General features: G+C 39.0%; 16 protein-coding genes. 4 read left to right on the forward strand and 12 right to left on the reverse strand.

Annotated elements, in window-relative coordinates; all coding sequences use genetic code 11:
• Positions 1 to 10 precede the first annotated feature (10 nt).
• From MKZ26_RS04680 to MKZ26_RS04695, 4 genes are read left to right on the forward strand one after another with little or no spacing between them, the layout of a single operon-like run.
• Complete coding sequence (locus MKZ26_RS04680) at positions 11 to 1,339, forward strand: aspartate aminotransferase family protein (protein WP_340764725.1); 1,329 nt, start codon at positions 11 to 13, stop codon at positions 1,337 to 1,339.
• A 17-nt stretch (positions 1,340 to 1,356) separates the two neighbouring features.
• Positions 1,357 to 2,142, forward strand: a complete 786-nt coding sequence (locus MKZ26_RS04685; protein WP_340764728.1) for a transporter substrate-binding domain-containing protein — start codon at positions 1,357 to 1,359, stop codon at positions 2,140 to 2,142.
• A gap of 30 nt (positions 2,143 to 2,172) precedes the next feature.
• A complete protein-coding gene (locus tag MKZ26_RS04690) occupies positions 2,173 to 2,832 on the forward strand; it encodes an amino acid ABC transporter permease (RefSeq protein ID WP_187047547.1) in 660 nt (219 codons plus the stop codon).
• Positions 2,825 to 3,547: an amino acid ABC transporter ATP-binding protein gene (locus MKZ26_RS04695; protein ID WP_067208515.1), complete on the forward strand. Its 723-nt coding sequence runs from the start codon at positions 2,825 to 2,827 to the stop codon at positions 3,545 to 3,547. The genes MKZ26_RS04690 and MKZ26_RS04695 overlap by 8 nt, the downstream gene beginning before the upstream one ends.
• Positions 3,548 to 3,744: 197 nt before the next feature.
• Here the strand turns inward: MKZ26_RS04695 and MKZ26_RS04700 are convergent, their stop codons facing one another.
• The 12 genes from MKZ26_RS04700 to MKZ26_RS04755 all read right to left on the reverse strand — a co-directional run bounded on the left by MKZ26_RS04700 (position 3,745) and on the right by MKZ26_RS04755 (position 18,481).
• Positions 3,745 to 5,118 carry an MATE family efflux transporter gene (locus MKZ26_RS04700; RefSeq protein WP_340764729.1) on the reverse strand — a complete coding sequence of 458 codons (1,374 nt, stop codon included), beginning with the start codon at positions 5,116 to 5,118 and terminating at the stop codon, positions 3,745 to 3,747.
• A 419-nt stretch (positions 5,119 to 5,537) separates the two neighbouring features.
• Entirely contained in the window at positions 5,538 to 6,488 is a 951-nt protein-coding gene (locus tag MKZ26_RS04705; protein ID WP_340764731.1) for a GNAT family N-acetyltransferase, read from the reverse strand.
• 25 nt (positions 6,489 to 6,513) lie between these two features.
• On the reverse strand, positions 6,514 to 8,109 hold the full coding sequence (locus MKZ26_RS04710; protein WP_340764733.1) for an FAD-dependent oxidoreductase: 1,596 nt from the start codon (positions 8,107 to 8,109) through the stop codon (positions 6,514 to 6,516).
• 30 nt (positions 8,110 to 8,139) lie between these two features.
• The gene (locus MKZ26_RS04715; protein WP_340764734.1) at positions 8,140 to 9,843 is read right to left on the reverse strand and encodes an alpha-glucuronidase family glycosyl hydrolase; all 1,704 of its coding nucleotides are present in this window, start codon (positions 9,841 to 9,843) and stop codon (positions 8,140 to 8,142) included.
• 221 nt (positions 9,844 to 10,064) lie between these two features.
• Positions 10,065 to 11,039, reverse strand: a complete 975-nt coding sequence (locus MKZ26_RS04720; RefSeq protein ID WP_340764736.1) for a Gfo/Idh/MocA family protein — start codon at positions 11,037 to 11,039, stop codon at positions 10,065 to 10,067.
• Complete coding sequence (locus tag MKZ26_RS04725; RefSeq protein ID WP_340764738.1) at positions 11,036 to 11,755, reverse strand: hypothetical protein; 720 nt, start codon at positions 11,753 to 11,755, stop codon at positions 11,036 to 11,038. Before MKZ26_RS04725 ends, MKZ26_RS04720 begins: the two co-directional genes overlap by 4 nt.
• A gap of 16 nt (positions 11,756 to 11,771) precedes the next feature.
• Positions 11,772 to 12,614 carry a sugar phosphate isomerase/epimerase family protein gene (locus MKZ26_RS04730; RefSeq protein ID WP_340764741.1) on the reverse strand — a complete coding sequence of 281 codons (843 nt, stop codon included), beginning with the start codon at positions 12,612 to 12,614 and terminating at the stop codon, positions 11,772 to 11,774.
• A 28-nt stretch (positions 12,615 to 12,642) separates the two neighbouring features.
• Positions 12,643 to 14,202 carry an FAD-dependent oxidoreductase gene (locus MKZ26_RS04735; protein ID WP_340764743.1) on the reverse strand — a complete coding sequence of 520 codons (1,560 nt, stop codon included), beginning with the start codon at positions 14,200 to 14,202 and terminating at the stop codon, positions 12,643 to 12,645.
• Complete coding sequence (locus tag MKZ26_RS04740; protein WP_340764745.1) at positions 14,203 to 15,255, reverse strand: Gfo/Idh/MocA family protein; 1,053 nt, start codon at positions 15,253 to 15,255, stop codon at positions 14,203 to 14,205.
• Positions 15,256 to 15,397: 142 nt separating this feature from the next.
• Entirely contained in the window at positions 15,398 to 16,396 is a 999-nt protein-coding gene (locus MKZ26_RS04745; RefSeq protein ID WP_340764747.1) for a zinc-dependent alcohol dehydrogenase, read from the reverse strand.
• A gap of 12 nt (positions 16,397 to 16,408) precedes the next feature.
• Positions 16,409 to 17,464, reverse strand: a complete 1,056-nt coding sequence (locus MKZ26_RS04750; protein ID WP_340764749.1) for a dihydrodipicolinate synthase family protein — start codon at positions 17,462 to 17,464, stop codon at positions 16,409 to 16,411.
• A complete protein-coding gene (locus tag MKZ26_RS04755) occupies positions 17,465 to 18,481 on the reverse strand; it encodes an NAD-dependent epimerase/dehydratase family protein (RefSeq protein WP_340764751.1) in 1,017 nt (338 codons plus the stop codon).
• Positions 18,482 to 18,537: the final 56 nt, after the last annotated feature.

An 18,537-nucleotide genomic window follows, 5' to 3' on the forward strand; every position in this document is an offset into this window, starting at 1 on the left:
AGGATTTACTGTGCAGCAAAAATTAGGAGAACAACAAGACTGGCTTCATATGGTCGACAACATTGGAAACTTTCTCGCACCAAGTATGGCAAAAGATCACCCGAACTTACCTGTTGTAAAAGCAGAAGGATGTTATTATTACGGCGCTGATGGTAAGAGGTACCTTGATTTCACTTCTGGCATTGCTGTCGAGAACGTAGGACATCGGCACCCTAAAGTCGTACAGGCGATCAAAGATAGTGCAGACCACCTTATTCATGGTCCATCAGGTGTTATCATCTACGAATCCATCTTAAAACTTGCAGCCGAACTGCAAACGATTTTACCACCAAAACTCGATAACTTCTTTTTCGCGAACAGTGGCACTGAAGCAATTGAAGGTGCGTTAAAACTTGCAAAATATACGTCAAGAAGACCTTATATCGTTTCTTTCACTGGCTGTTTCCATGGACGTTCAATGGGCGCATTAAGTGTGACAACATCGAAAAGTAAATACCGGAAACATTTGCAGCCCACATGGCTTTCCTATCAGTTGCCATATGCACTGCCTGAATACCTTCCTGAAGGAGCAGATCCTGACGTCTTCTTCCCTGAAAAACTTGAGCAAGATGCGAAAAAACTATTCAACCACCAAGTAGATCCGGAAGAAGTCGCTTGTATGATTATCGAACCGATTCTCGGCGAAGGTGGATACATCATTCCACCAAAAGCTTGGCTGAAAAAAGTTCGGGAAATTTGTGACCGCCATGGTATTCTACTTATTTTCGATGAAGTTCAAACTGGATTCGGCCGCACAGGCAATTGGTTCGCTGCACAGACATTCGATGTCAAACCGGATATCATGGCGATCGCTAAAGGGATTGCTGCAGGGCTTCCGCTTAGCGCTACTGTTGCCTCGAAAGAACTAATGGACCAATGGCCGCTCGGCACACATGGAACGACCTTTGGCGGCAATCCTATCGCTTGTTCCGCTGCTCTCGCATCTCTTGAAGTGATGAAAGAAGAAAAGCTATTGGAAAACGCAACAGCAATGGGCGCCTATGCAGTGGAACGCTTACTTGAAATGAAACTACAACATCCAACCATAAATGACGTTAGAGGTGTTGGTTTGATGATTGGTATCGAGCTTGGTAATCCAGAAACGGGTGAACCTGACGGCGAAGCAGTAATGGCTGTCCTGGATGGTTGTCTCCACAAAGGTGTACTGTTCTACTTGTGCGGCAACTCTGGTGAAGTTATTCGAATGATTCCCCCGCTTACAATAACAAAAGAGCAGATCGATGACGGATTGACTGTATTGGATGAAGCTTTAACGGAATTTGAAAATAAAACAAATTAGAAATGGAGTGATTTATTATGAAAAAGTGGTCAGGGATTGCACTTCTACTCGTTCTAATGATGAGCGTACTTGTGGCATGTGGAACCAAAGATGAAGCAGATGGTGAGAAAACAGGTGCATCAGATACGAAGATACTTAAAATGGGAACTTCGGCAGATTATCCCCCATTCGAATATGTCGACACAGCAGTAAGTGATGAAATCATCGGTTTTGATATTGATTTGGCAAAAATGGTTGCCAAAGAACTAGGTTACACTCTAGAAATTGAAGACATGGATTTCAACGGTTTAATTCCCGCACTACAGGCAAAAAGCATTGATATGGTCGTTGCGGGTATGGATGGCAACAATGAAGAACGTAAAAAAGTAATTGATTTCTCAACTGCTTATTTTACAGCTACAAATCTGGTTATTACGATGAAAGACAGCAACATCAATAGCGCGGAAGATCTAAAAGGCAAAAAAATTGGTGCTCAAACAGCATCTGTTCAAGAAAAAGGTGCAAAATCACTTGAAGAACAATATGGTTACTCTGTTGAAAGCCGTGACCGTGTTCCAGATCTTTTCCAAGAAATCAAATCTGGGCATCTTGATGCAATCGTCATTGCAGATGTAGTGGCAAATGGCTATATCGAGTCAAATAAGGATCTGTCTAGCTTTGAACTTCCAGAGGAGCACAAATTAGGTTTATCAATGGCTTTCCAAAAAGACAGCGATTTAACTGCTGAATTTGACCGTGTCCTCAAGGAATTACAGGATAAAGGTGAAGTAGAGAAATTAGTTTTGAAATGGTTCAGTAACTAATTCATTCGGGAAAGAAAGGGATGTTAGCCCATGAATTTAGACTTTTCCCAAATTGCCCCCTCAATTCCTTATATTCTACAAGGAATTGGGGTCACTCTGAAAATTGTCGGCGTTGCAGCAATTATAGGTTTTGTAATCGGAATTCTTTTAGCGTTATGTAAAATTGGGAGATTTAAAGGACTAAAATGGTTTGCGGACATCTATACGTCCATTTTCCGTGGAACCCCATTGATTCTCCAACTTCTTTTAATCTATTATGGTACCCCACAGTTATTCGATATTAAAGTCACTGCATATACTGCAGCTGTCTTGGCATTCGGTTTTAATTCGGGCGCATACATTTCTGAAATTATTAGAGCCGGTATTTTAGCTGTAGATAAAGGGCAACTGGAAGCTTCAATGGCCCTCGGCATCCCTTATAAGAAAATGATGATGGATATTGTTTTACCGCAAGCTTTGAAAAACATCTTACCTGCTTTGATGAATGAATTTATTACCTTAACGAAGGAATCTGCGATTGTCACCGTCATTGGTGTAACAGATATTATGAGAAGATCGTATATCGTAGGCGGCAATACTTATCGTTATTTTGAATCGCTAATCTTCGCGGGTGTTATCTATTATCTGATGGTAATTGTTTTAACACTGATTGGTAAAGCGGTTGAAAGGAGGATGAGACGAAGTGATTAAAATTCAGGATCTTCGTAAAAACTTCGGAAAAGTTGAAGTGTTAAAAGGGATTTCAACCACCATTCAAAAAGGGGAAATCATTGCAATTATTGGTCCTTCAGGTTCTGGAAAATCGACATTTCTTCGTTGCATTAATTTACTTGAAACACCTACAAGCGGACATATATGGGTGAATGAAGCTGAGGTAACAAATCCCAAGGTCAATATTATGAAGGTGAGAGAGCAAGTTGGAATGGTATTTCAACAATTTAACCTCTTCCCCCATAAGACTGTTCTTGAAAACATTATCTATGCACCGATGATGGTCAAAGGAACATCTAAGGATGTAGCAGAAGAACAGGGGCGAGAATTATTAAAAAAGGTAGGACTCGCTGAAAAAGAGAACGAACATCCAGTTCGATTATCGGGCGGACAAAAACAACGTGTAGCCATTGCAAGAGCTTTGGCAATGTCACCCGAAATGATGTTGTTCGATGAGCCAACTTCTGCCCTTGATCCTGAAATGGTGAAGGAAGTACTGGAAGTTATTAAATCGTTAGCACTTACCGGTATGACGATGGCGATTGTAACCCATGAAATGGGATTTGCGCGAGAAGTCGCAGATCGCGTGTTATTTTTGGACGATGGGCAATTAGTTGAAGACGCCCCCCCTGCCGCATTCTTTTCTGCACCAAAAAGTCAACGTGCACAAGACTTTTTAGAGAAGATATTATGATTGTATTAAACTAAAAAACCCAGTAACTCTGTCGATTAATTTCGCCTGAGTTGCTGGGTCTTTAGTTATTTACCTCGTTAAAATTGCATATCCGCTTTACACCGAGACGAATAAATGCCACTTAGAGAGTAAAGCTCTAAGTGACACGCTTTATATATTATTCAACTGTTCCAAGTTCTATGTTTGACTATCTGTATTCACTGACGACTCTTTTTCGGCGATACAAGAGCGTATCTTTCCCATTTCCTACTCTTCCATCGATAATACATAATAATAGCACGCGTCCATTCATCTACAGTTATCGCTAGCCATACTCCAAAGAGCCCAAGGTTTAATTCGAACACTAGAAAATAGCCTAATGGCAAACTCATCGCTACCATTGAAAAAGAACCAATGATAACCGGATATTTTGCATCTCCAGCTGCACGCAATGAGGAGATAATAACAATGTTCAACGTACGCCCGGTTTCTAGTAAAATACTAAGAAGTAAAACGGATGCCCCTATTTCAATGATTTCAGTGTTATCAGTAAACAACCTCATCAATGGATAGCGGAATATGATAACGAGTGTCACCATACATAACGTAAACAGAAATGCCCATTTGACACTTGTCCAAACACTCGTATATGCCTCGTCTTGCTCGTTTCCGCCAACAAACCTTCCAACAATAATCGCCGTTCCCATACCAATCGCAATCGCGAATAAATACGTAAACATTGATATGTTCACAGCATATTGTCTTGCTGCTAATGATTCCGCTCCTAAGTAAGTTACATAGTATAAGAAGACAATTTGACACCCTTGATACATCACCTGTTCGAATGCGGATGGAATGCCTATCTGTAATATTTTACGAATATATTCTTTTGACAATGTAATATAATAGCGGAACTCTACACGGTATTCCATTACTCGATAAAGTATCCAAAAGAAAACAACCAATGCAAGCAAGCGACTGACAACAGAAGAAATTGCTGCACCCTGTACCCCTAACTCTGGAAAACCAAAATTCCCGAAAATTAGTGCATAGTTGCCGACTACGTGAACAATGTTCATACCTAATGAAACAAACATCGTTTGTTTTGTAAAGCCATGTACACGAATAATCGCTGATAACGAATTAATAATAGCTTGTAAGAAAATCGCTCCGCCAACAATGATTAAATATTTTGAAGCATGCTCCAGTACATCGCCTTGTAAATTCATAGCAATCATCATATTTTTTGAAAATATAACGAAAATAACACTCATAAGAAGACCGACAATTAAATTTAATGTAACCGCTAATGCTGAAATTTTGGATGCTTCAAGATACCTTTTCGAGCCGAGATATTGTGATACAACAATTGCCGCCCCGTTCCCAACAACTTCTAGGATGAGAATGGCAATATGAACATACTGATTTGCCGCCCCTACACCTGACACAGCATCATCTGACAATGCACTCAACATGAATGTATCCGCGATACCCATCAACATAAAAAGAAAGACTTCTAAAAAAATTGGCCATGTTAAATGAAATAAATTCAGTTTTTTGTCTGGTCTTTTTGCAGTTTCGGCTGATGCCATTACTACACCTTCCCTTCTTTATCCAATTACATTCAAAGTATCTTACCATAAACCTTGAATGTAAACTATAAAGAATGTATGTTAATCGCTTTCATTTTTTCTGCAACAAAGCTATGTATAAACTGCGGAAATTTCACCGCAATTAAAAAAGTCTTCAATCAGTGGGGATTCTTCATCCTCCACTGATTGTTAGCATAACCATTCGGGCTATTACGATTAGTTGACTCTCCACTTATTCTTCTCGTGTTTGAAGTGGGGATCTTACTGCCCGTTAATGCGGGATAAGACTTATTTAGGCCACCCCATCGATGTCTGGCCCTATTCAAGAAATGTTTCATAAGCCAATTGGATCACCTGTTCAAACAATTTGGTTCCGTGTTGGCGGACCCCCATTACTCACTACACCTTCTTTAAAATCTTCACTTCAAATCCTTTAAATAAACGCCATATATTTTCCATGGATTAAAGTCTAGTTTTTTATAAAAGTCCACTAAAATTGTCCAATCAATAATTATAGTTTCAGTGTTTCGTTCTTGTAAATAAGCTATTGCTGCTTGAACAATCGCTAATCCGTACCCTTGCTTTTGTTCATTCGCATCAATCCCTAATGGACCAATCCCACCGACATCTTGTTCAAAAAGGGGACTCCAATAAATGTTTTGTGCAATGAATGGCGAGTGGCTATCATTTATTCTACAAAAACCTATGATTTGACCTTTCTTTTTGACGACAACAAATTCTCGGCCATCCCCATTCATTTCAAAGTACTTCATCGTTTCATAGACCCATCTTCCGGGAAAACATCTTTCTAGAAATGAAATTAGATCATCTTCTTCCTCCTTTTTAAGGATTGAAAATGCAACTGATTTATCAACAGGTAAGTCATATTTTTTATCCAGGTGATTAATCAGGTCATATGTGTCTACTCTTTTAGTGTAGCCATGTTTTTCCGCCAACTTTTGTGCATCCTTATATTGATCCGGTATACCCGAGAAATAGTGAAAGGGGTCACCACCCAATTGCATCTCTTCAACACCATTTCCTTTTAATTGTTCTTCTGCACGTTTAAGAAGCTTTGTTCCAAGCCCTTTCCCCCGGTGTGCACTGTCTATTAATAACACTTGGATCCAGCCCCTTTTAGGATCCATTTTCACGTCTATTGTTTCTTGCCATCGTTTAGCAACTACAAATCCAATCACATGGTCTTGATCATCTACTGCGATATAAGAACCTTCATAGCTAACGTTCACGTCAGTGAAACTATTCTGTATAAACAGCTCTTTACGCATCGGAAAATCTATGGCCAATTCTTTATTCCATAACTCTACTAGCTCTTCTAATCTATCGCGTTTCCAAGCAATGATTTTCATCTAGATCCCTCCACTACTGTAATGGTTATTCCTTTCCAAACGTTTCTTCCATTCGTTTAATCGGATCATCCATCATCTCCTCTCCCCATTCGACAACTTGATCCGCCTTTAGAAGTTCCTGTTTCAATTCTTCATAATTTACATTTTGGACAGCTATTTCATGTTTATAGGCAAGAGCTGCCGCCGTTCCTGCTGCCTGCCCAAGAATCATAAATATCGGCTCCATTCGAATCGAACCATAAGCAATATGTGAACTTGACAAGCAAACGGGAACAAGTAAATTCGTACATTCCTCAAACTTTGGACGAATGGAACGATACGAAATCGCATAAGGAGCAATTGGTACTTGAACATCTCCCTCATTCACACACCTGCCATCAATCACGACACGTCGGCAGTTATGAGAATCCATATGGAATGATGCCAAACCGATCGGATCATCAACAAATGTCTGCTTTAGACAATTATGATCTGTCATGACATAATCAGAAATCATTCTTCTCCCTTCACGGATATACAACTGATGTGGCCAGTTTCCCGTTTTTTCAAATTCATCTTTCGGTAATCCCCAGGCAGCTACTTCCTCACGGATTTCTACTGGTACACGTAAATCATTAGCTAAAAAGTACAACATCCCCAAATCATAATTCAAATGATCTTGAAAAATCTCCTCACGTCTATGATAACTACCTTCAGGCCAGTCATAATTCATCCCAAGATTGTCCGTCGAAATGGCGCCATAATTATTTAAATCGGATTTTCCGTTTGGCAACATCGTGTGAAGGTTCATCGCATCCCAAACACCCGCTTGAATATAACGAAGTAGAAGCTGATATCGATCTGATTCATAATGTGATGGCTTTGGAAATGGAATACGATTCTTTCGTTCCTTCGTCAAGCAAATCCGGAAATTATACGCTTGAATTCGATGATCTCCTTGCCCTTGATAACCTAACTGTTTGGGATCATCTTCTGTAATTCCCGGCAACAAACCACTCTCTGCCTCCCCCTCCACAACATAAGGATCAATCCACTTTTCAAATTTATGATGCGGTGCTCCAAATTGGACGCCATTATAAATCTCTTGATACGTTGCATTTGATTCTCGTCCAACAAAATAACTAACATCTGATTTAGCTAATAAATCACCTTCATAACTACAATCCATAAAGACTTTCCCTTTATAGCGAGACCCATTTTCCATTATAATTTCAATGATTGCCCCATTCTCTTTACTTACCTCTGCTAGATGTTGGTTTAAATAGACCGGAATATCACAATCTTTCATCCATTTATCAAATACATACTGAGCCGCCTTCGGTTCGAATTTCCATTGTTTCTCTTTTCGGTAGTACTTCGCTATTTCATTATAAAATTCTCTTGAAAGACCACCAACAGCATTTTCAGCGCCAAGATCTGTAGCTCCTAATCCGCTCGCAGTCATCCCACCAATATTTCTGCTAAACTCAATGATTGCTACAGTGAGACCCATTCTTGTCGCTTGAATAGCTGCCGTTATTCCCGCTGGTGTTCCTCCGTATATAATCAGGTTTTTTTCAATTAACGTTGGCTTGTTGACTTTTTTTGTTGGTACATAATAATGCAGTTTACTAAAATCCATAAGTAAAACCTCCGTATATTCTGTTAGGCTTTATTGTTCTTCTTTTAATGCCCATGCAGTTGAATAAATCTCGGTTCCTTTTTTTAAATAATAGAAGTAGATCGACATCATTTCTTTTGTTGTAAATGATTTAAAATTATCCTTTGTCTGAATGACAAGTAATAATTCAGTCTCCGTCATATCCAGCTTCGCCAAATGCTCATATACATCGCGTAAATAGGAAGGTATCTTTAATTGACTTATCGGCTCTCGGACTTTTTCTGGATCCACTACTCGAGCAGGAAAAAGTGGTGCATTCCACTTCGTATGCTGTGATAAAAGTTTTTCTAATTCGAGCAGCATCTCATGAAATGCTGCTTTATCCTCATTAAAAACAGTGAAATATTCTTCTGCAATCACTTCATATTTTTCACCCCAGGCAATCCTTGTGTATACGTAATTATTAAAATGGTGAATCCATTTCCAGGGGTAGTTAACCTCTAGCTCTGGATAGTGTTGTTTTTGATGCGTTGGTACAATTAAATTTAATACACCGTTTATAGTCAATTGTTTATAATCATGTAAATCTTGCTGTATTCTCATAAGAAGTGGCGGGAAGAGCTCCGTTAACATAAAATGATCACTATAGTACTCAAGAACTGTTAACGATTTCCCGCATTTTTTCGTTTGCTCATTCCAGTCTTGCAATGTTTGATAGGCTCTAACTTGCCTATAATCACTTGAATTTATGGCTGATGAATAATCCCTTCCCCAATAGGCATATAACGCATCGACTTGATCAGATGCTTCTGTTTGTTTTTCCCTTTCCAGCATGTTCCAAGACAACCCAGCATTGTACACAATATATTCTACTTCTACGTGTAACCCTTCTTTATCAAGCACTTCTTTCATTTTTTCAGTAAATCGAATATATGTCGGTAAAAATCCACTCGCGTTTTTCTCGTCAATTCCGATATCTTCAGGCCACAACGATATTCTAGTAATCACTTTGTTTTCCAAACAGATAGCGACTATTTTTTGAATGACTTTATCCTGAAGATATGTATTTTCAGCAAAGAACTTTAGTTTCTCTTCTTGCTTGAGCATATTCTCGTTCGTATCCTTTTGTATCTTTCTAAGCAAGTAACTTAAACTATGACCGCCTAACGTCACTTGAACATCTCTTTTACGTAACGCAGAAGTTACGTATGATTTAACCTCATTCCATAAGAAGAACGTGAAGAAATATTCATTTTGTCCGTTTTTAACTCCCCAATCTATGAGGGTATTGATATAGCCGGGATCATTAATGGTTTCAATAATATTTCCACGTCTAGCAAACATCGGTTCATGGATATATAGTTCTTCTTTCTTTGGTGAATGAGGGTTAACGATTGTTTCTTTGTCCAAATCAATCCACTGGTAACCAAACTGCTTTTTACAATACATATAAACACCATAGAGAATAGAACGGGGCTCATTCCCAATAATCCACATATCATGCTCTGATCTAATCAATGCAAAACCATCATCATTTAGTATGATTGTTTTTCTCATATCCTTCAAAGAATGATATTCGTTTGTTGTTAGCAGGATAACTCTATTCATGTTTTTATTAAGTGCAGTGAATTCCGCCTGCGCATCGATTGTACTTTCATGTCCTGCTTCTCTCATTAACCTTCTTAACTCTTCAACAGCGAACAAAACCGTTTCGTGATTATTCCAGTAAATAATTTTGTCTATGATTAACAACACCTTTCTTAAATATAGAAGTTGAAATAAAGATTTCCTTCAAATCCGCTACGGCGCTAGGGGATGTCTCCCGCACTCCCCCTTGTAAAGCGCCTTCACTCAGTTGATATAGTTATTCATTTGTTCAATATATAATGGAAGGTTTTACCCCTTTTCCATCAAACAACAAAAGGACACTACAGCTTCCTATCATAATTGACGAAAACTAGTGCCCTTATTAGTGTCTATAACCTAATCGCCTTTTTAAATTTACTTGATTCATAGGCCGCCAATGAAACCTCTAATGATTTCAGTCCGTCATAACCTGTGATAGAAGGTTCTCTTCCTTCTTTTACACAGTTGATAAAATCATTTATTAATCCAAAGTCCATATCGTTACCATAAAAAACATGTTGCAATGATTTTTCTCCACTGCTGAACATCCTAATATGTTCTTTTAATGCATCTACTTTCACTGTTTGCTTTGTCCCAATCACTTCAATCGTTACATCCCCCCATGTTGGGTACTCTGTAAAACGGGACCAACTTGCATCATGAGAAGCAATCACGCCGTTTTCAAATTCTAGTGTGAGAAGACCAGCATCATCAATAGCAATATCATGAAAATAGGAATCAATAATTGCATTGACCTCCGTTACTTCTACATTTAAATACCAGCGCATGATATCGACCATATGTACGGTATGATCTAATACAGCACCACCACCAGATTGTCCTTCATCAATAAACCAGTCACCAGGATTCTGCCCCCGATTGGTTGTCCGGAAAGCTATAATATCACCAAGTTCTCCGTTATCAATCATTTCTTTTACTTGTTGAATCGGTGAGCTAAAGCGTACAGGGTAAGCAATTTGCAAAATAACAGCATGATCTTTACATACCTGAATCATTTCCTTAGCATCTCTAAGATTCGTTGCAATTGGTTTTTCACAGAGGATATGTTTCTTTGCTTTCGCGGCATTTACAACCATTTCTTTGTGACGATTGTTTTCACTGCAAATAATGACAGCATCCATTTCCAATGCTAAAAATTCTGCTTGGTCACTGTAGTGGTCCGTATTATATGTTTTGGCGACTTCTTGGCCCCTTTCAATATCTTCATCAAAGATGCCCACTAACTCAACGTTCGGTAATCTCTTTACGCCATTCGCATAACTGTATGCATGCATATGTGCAAAACTCATCATGCCAACCTTCATGTATGAGCACCTCCATTGAATAGTTTACTAAAATAATTCAATCGATTAACGAGCACCTGATCTACTTTCTGAGCTGTTGCTAAAATGGCATCGACCGAATAGGCTAATGGTAGAGACGCCTTACTTCCTTGCAGAATCGGTCTCATCTGATCACTATCAAATTCTAAGATCGTTTTAATTCCGCTCCATTCAAGCTCTATTCGCTCCTGATTAGTCACTGTATATTCAATATGCGCCATTGTTCCTCCACCAAAATCCATCAAAATAATCGTATGTACTGGAATCACAGTTTGAGCCGTTTGTTTTACTTGAATACGTTGAGGCTCCCCAAGTAATGACGATAATACATATAAATCGCCCGTGAGTAATGAATTGTTTTCATATTGCTTCACCATGCGTCTAAAACGAAAAACGCCTTTAGTTTTTTCTTCTTTATCGATCATCCCTTTTACTTTTTGATAAAATGGATAGTTTTCTAAATCAAAATACACATGCCAGCCTAGCATTTGATGGTCAGCTGTTAATTCAGTGAATGGAATATAAACTTCATATTTGCTATTCCATACAACTTTCAAATGCTCTTCAGAAATGGCTGAAACATATGTAACATCTTCATTAGCAGCATTTTTTAGTTGGTCAACCGAGTCTATAACACTTACATTTTTAAATGTATTTCGAAAGTCGAGTTTCTCTAAGTTAGCAAATATAATTTTCATGATTATTTCCACCTCCCTATCTCAATAGGTTTCTTAAACGATTAACTGCTTCTTCATTAGCCGTTTTCGCGTCGTCATGTCCTTCATATTCAATAGATAACCAACCATCATAATTCGAATTTTTTAATCCATTTACAATATAAGCGAGATCCACTTCACCATCACCTGGAATAACCCCAATTAGTTCCACCCCTTCTGATGAACGAAAGCCACGGAGTGACTCATTTTCTACTTTTTCACGAAAATCTTTAAAATGAACATGAACAATTTCATCTTTCAACCGCTTAAATGCTTCTGTCGGCTTTTCATGGACAAGCAAAAAATTCCCGGTATCAAACGTCGATTTTACAAAAGGACTATTCACCGCCTTTATAATCTCGCTTACTTGCTTACTCTTACCGGCTAATAAGCCATGATTTTCAATAGCTAAATAGATTCCCTCTTTTTCAGCTATTTCTGCACATTTCTTCAAACCTTCTATAATCCAGGCCGATCCATTTTCATATGTTAAGTCACCTTGGATATCGCCACAAAATACGCGAACAATTGTCGTTCCAAGTTTTTTCGCAACTTGAATACCGTGTAAAACCTTTGCCACTTCTTCAGCACGTTCTTCAACTGATTCTTTCACAAAATTATTTGTGATATCATATGCAGACACTTGTAAATTATAGCTTTTCAATGCGGTAAGTACTTCTTCGATTTCTTCGTCTTTATCGTCATTATTCGTCCAATAAATATCGAGCAATTCCACCCCATCCGTTGAAATACTGCTGGCATAGTCAATGAAATCGACAATCGACCAGTTTTCCTTCCGGATAGTGGATGCCAAGCTATACATACTTACACTAATATTCATGCGATCCCTCCACGTCGATTGACTTTCACTAACGATAAAATTCTGCTGGCCACTCTAATTCAAAGCCATCTGCTCTTAGCTGATCTTGAAACTCTGTTAACAACAGTTTATTTTCACGAACTGTTTTGGGATCTGTGTTGTTCTTCATACAAAATACAACTAATGCACCGCATGCCTCCCCTATATTCCACTCTGTTGGATGAAGGCGATAGCAACCGTTTGTTATATGTGTTGTTCCTATATTTTTACTACCTGCTAACAGGTTATCTGTATCTGTCGGAATCAGCGCACCTAAAGGGATATGGAAGGGTAACGCTTTTATATCTAGATAGGTTCTCCCGGTCATACTTGGATGTAAATCGATGCTATATGAGCCAATCCCTATACGATCAACATATAACTTTCCTGTCTTCCCTTCATTAAAATCAGGTGAAACATCCTGCTCTACGATTGTGTATTCCGCTTTGATCCGTCTCGATTCCCTAATATAGGCTGCTTTTGCTAAGCCATCTTCAGTTGCGAATAGATCTTTACGAAGTTTCAACCCTGGATATCCTTTACTGCCATCAGGCCGCGGCGCTTCGGTTTGTAACCAATACAAAAGGGACAAGCTTAACTGTTTTGCTTGATAGATATGTTTCTCTTTTTCTACATCGGACACATCGTAAATGTTACCTAAGAAATAATCGCTTTGCGGCCAATTCATTAAACTGACATCACCTGCATCGACTGGCGTATTAAACTGTTGCTTATCAAAGCTGCGTCGGTATTCCCAAAGTGGAAAACCTGTCTCTTCACGAAAAAGCGTGTATTCTCTTTTTTCTTTCGTAATCGGATGTGGCGCAAAAAAGCTTAAATAGCTATCGGGCCAAATAGCTGGATGGAATTCTTTCCAAAACTCGTACATCTCCGGCTTCGGGATCGTATGATTTTCTCCTTGCCGGTATTCCATACCGAGTACATATGTGAATGCTTGAATATCGTCAGAATCGGCTACTGTCATTGCATGCGGTTCATGTGTATCTGCTTTCGCTTCCGCACCTGTTACGTAATCGACAGCTGCTAACGGCAATAGATCTCCAGCTTCTGTAGCATCGATGAAATAGGGTGCAGTAACCACTTCTTCTTTTCCAGTTACAGTATTTTTATAGGTTACACTAGTTAATGTTCTGCCATTTCTTTCAACCGAGGTAACTATCGTGTTCAATACAATCGTAAGCTGGCTAGTTAAGACATATGGCAGGAGCATTTCATTCAATACGTGCAGACTAACTCTCGGGTCATGGCAAATGCTACTGACCAAACCATTCCCCGGATTAAGAGGTGTTTTAGAAATTTTCACATCCATTGTTCGTAAATAAGTTTCTCTTACCTTTCTACGATACGCTTGATATCTCCGTGTTGAACCAAATTCTTCGATCCACTGATGTTCATCAGGCGGCACCCCTTGCGAAGTGACTTGACCACCGATCCAGTCAGTTTCTTCTGTTAACAAGACGTGTAATCCATTGGCACATGCCGATAACGCTGCTGCACAACCACCAAGTCCACCACCTATGATGACAACATCTTTATCCACCGTTTTCATTTATAAATATACTTCTTTGCCTGTTTTTGCTGACTCATAGACGGCATTCAACATTCTCATGATTTGCACACCATCAGCAACAGGTGCAATGGTTTCTTTTCCTTCTTTACAACAGTCAACGAAATGATTGATTTCGTTTTTAAAGGCTTTTTCAAAATCGAAGCTCAAATTATCAACTTGTGGTGTAACATTTAAAATCGTGTTGTTTTTCTCCGTTACCATCACTAATTTCGGTTCAATTTCTGCGCCACCTTTTTCACCAAACAATTTTACGTATAACTCCTCCTCTTTGGCATGAAGTGTAAAGCTAACATCTACAAACAAAGAGGCTCCATTGTCAAACCGAATGAGTGCATTTGCTAAATCTTCCACATCATTTAATGCAGGGTCGTAATCAGCTGCTTGGTAGAACGATAGATTTTGTATATGGCTACGATTGCCTAACTTTGAATATGTATTCCCACTAACTGAGACAGGTCGTGGTTTCCCCATCAAATACCAACAGATGTCAATCATATGGACACCTAAATCAATAAGCGGCCCACCACCAGATTTCGACTGATCGCTAAACCAGCCACCAGGATTACCCAGCCTTCTTAAACAGGAAGCCTTGGCGTAATAAATTTCACCAAGTTCATCTTGGTCAATAAATTGCTTGAGTAGCTTTGTATTGTCTCCATGACGTCTGACAAATCCAACTTGTAGTACTTTACCGGATTTCTTAACCGCCACTTCGACAGCTAATGCTTGTGCAACAGTCATAGATAATGGCTTCTCAACCAAAACATGCTTACCTGCTTCCAATGCCGCAATTGCAATCACTGCATGTGTGTTATTCCACGTACAAATACTAACCGCATCAATTTTCGGATTTTGCAATAACTCTTCATAGCTACTATATAGTTCAGTGACACTATAGCGCTCACCAACTTTGGCTAGACGCTGTTCATTGCTATCACATAACGCCACTAACTCTACTCCATCGTTTTTCATATATGGAATAATATGAAACTCGGAAATAGAACCTCCTCCAATCACACCAACTTTCAACATAGACATAACTCCCTTCTATATAATAGGAATAGTACTCGATTAAATAGTTAAATTATTCAAAATACTAATTATATAAACTGAGTAAAGGCGCCTTACAAGGGATAGCCGAAGCGGATTTGATGGGAATCTTTACTTCGACTTATTAATAGTTAATAATCTTCGTCAATGTCGTTGACTTTTTATTGAACAACTCATCATAAGCAGCTGGCGCATCCTGAAAATCAACTTCATCCGTTAAAAATGATTGGACATTAATCCGCTTGTCATTTACTAAACGTAAGTACTCTGCCACATTTCTTCCCTCTGTCCAGCGTACGTAACCGTATGGATAATCGATTGCCTGTTTCTCATAAACTTGGTCATATCGTCCTGGCCCACCAGCGCGTGAAATAAGTATTTGCGCTTCCTTCGCAAACAGTAAATTTCTAGGAAAGTCCGGTTCAATGTCACCGACAATTACGACTTTCCCTTGATGTCGAATCCACTCTAAACTTTGATTTGTCAGCGATGAACGTTTACCACCTGCACATAATAGAACCGCATCTGCCCCATATTTTTTCGTGCATTTCTCGATTTCGCTTTCCATCTCTGGGATAGTAGAAAAAGAACGAATACTCGTTTCTTCATTAAGCATTGCGGCTCTTTCTGCTTGAATATCGAAGGCAATCACATTATATGCAGCAGCATTGGCTATTTTAGCAATCATTTGACCAAGTAATCCTAGGCCAATAATAACAATTGTTTCCCCGAATACTAGTTTTGCAATCCTTAGTGCATGTATTGCAATCGCACCAATTCCTGCTAAAGCTGCTTCCTTTGCCTCCACGCCAGACGGAACCTTTGCACATAATGTCGTTGGAACTAATAGACAGTCAGAATGCCCTACATATGGAGCACCATAACAGGCAACAATATCCCCTTTTTGATAATCTTCCACACCTTCACCACACTCCATAACAACACCAACCGCACTATAGCCTAATGTGATATCTCTATCCTCACTAATTCCAATCAAGCTTAGTTCAGTCCCAGGTGAAATGACCGAGTGCAGTGTTTTAATTAATAGATAGGAAGGTTTAATCGCCGGTTTCACACACTTAACAATATGAACATTTTGATTTCTTGCGATAATTGATTTCATTTCATTCGCTCCTTACTCTTTAAACCATTTGTCTAAGTTCTCTTTCACAAAAGCATCATCATGTAAATGCGGATAATCGACATACACACGATCTATTTCCTCCGATTGATTTGGGCTTAATTTTTCTTTATCAAGTAAGCACCAACGGCCTTTCAAAATTCCTTGTCTTGCCAACACTTCATTAATACCTGCAATGCTCCCTTTAAATTGATTATTCGGGTCAAAAAAAGCAGCGTTTGCATCGGTTATTTCTTGCCCTAATGTTAATAATTCGCTTGGAATGTTCCCTTTAGATCGAATGTTTTTTATCTTATTAAACATATCTACTGTTGTTTTAGTCCAGACTGACCAATGCCCAAGTAGCCCCCCGACAATCTGTTTCTCTATCTTTTTACCGTCTACATCAATACGGTAGGTCGTTAACAAGTCATTAACGATATTGTCATCATTTCCAGTGTAAATAGCTATTTCTTCATTTCTTTTGGAATGGCAAACCGCTCGAATAACATCGTGAGATTGATATCGATTAAAAGGTGCGATCTTTATGCCATGAACATTCGGTATATCAGCAAGCTTCCTCCAAAAATCATAGGAAAGAATCCGTCCCCCTACCGCCGGCTGCAAGTAAAATCCAATAACCGGGATAATCTCAGCAATTTTTTCAGTCCGATCAAGTAGCTCTTCCTCAGAAGCGTTGTGTAATCCTCCCATACTTAGCAATCCAAGGTCATAGCCAATCGCTTTTATAAATTCCGCCTCATTAATCGCCTGTTCTATGGGGCCACTAATTCCGCCAATTTTTATGAATGAATCGGGAACTTGTGCCTTCCTCATCTCTACAATCGCAAGGGTTAATACTTTTTCAAATAAACTAAATTGCGGATCACGAATTTCAAACTGAGTTGTATGGACACCAACAGCTACCCCACCCACACCTGCATCTATATAATAGCGAGTAAGTGCGCGCTGACCCGCTTCATCAAGTTGCCGTTCTTCTGTCAGGGCTAATGGATGCGCCGGAATAACAGTTCCCTCAAGTAATTGTTTTTTCACAGCAGGATTCAACATTTAAAATGCTCCTTTTCTTTCTTGAAAATGGGTTGGTTTATTATACGTTACTCCATTATTGACCAACCACTCTGCCGTCATATCAATCATTTGTTGAAGTGTTACTTTTGGATATCCAAATAACTGATGTGCTTTGGAAGCATTATTTAACAATGCTGTCGGCTGTTCTTCATTGACAAATAGCGGTTTCTTATCAAATCGCGTTCCAAATTCCTCTGCCAACCAACGGACTGAAATGGTCTCCGGTCCAGTCACATTCACTATCTTTGGTGGAGTATCGCAATGTAACAATGACCTTACTGCGTATTCGTTTGCATCTCCTTGCCAGATTACGTTTACACTCCCCATTGTTAAATCAATAGTTTTACCTTCTAAAACTTGTTGAGCGATTTCTACTAACACTCCATACCTCATATCAATTGCATAATTTAGTCGAAATAGAAGCAGTGGCGTTTCATTTTTACGAGAAAAATTTGTTAGGATACGCTCTCTCCCTAAACAAGATTGTGCATACTCACCAATCGGACTAACAGCTGTCTCTTCAGAACAATTACCACTCACCACACTCGTCAGTGGATAAATATTACCAGATGAAAATGCAACGATACGGGAATTTTTAAACTTATTTGCAATCCTACCCGGTAAATAAGCATTCATTGCCCATGTGAAATGTTCATTGCCAGCAGTTCCAAATTTATTCCCTGCCATTAAAATAATATTTTTTACATCCGGGAGTGATTGTAGTTGCTCATCATTTAATAAATCAACAGCGATTGTTTCAATTCCAAAGTCCTCTAACTCTTCTTTTAAACTGCCCGTTGAAAACCGAGAAACGCCAATCACCTTCTTATCCAAACCTGCTTCATCAATCGCTCGTTTCGTCATCTTCGCTAATGTTGGTCCCATTTTTCCACCAATACCTAAAATTAAGATATCACCATCTACTAATCTAAGATCATTGATTAGTTCTGCTGATGGTTTCGTCATAAGATCTTCAAGCTCTGCAATTGTCTTCATTTCAACACTCCCTATTTTCATTTATAAAAACAAGTTATCTGACACTTCTAAATTGC

The organism is Sporosarcina sp. FSL K6-6792 (assembly GCF_038004885.1).
In the GTDB taxonomy this organism is placed as follows: domain Bacteria; phylum Bacillota; class Bacilli; order Bacillales_A; family Planococcaceae; genus Sporosarcina; species Sporosarcina psychrophila.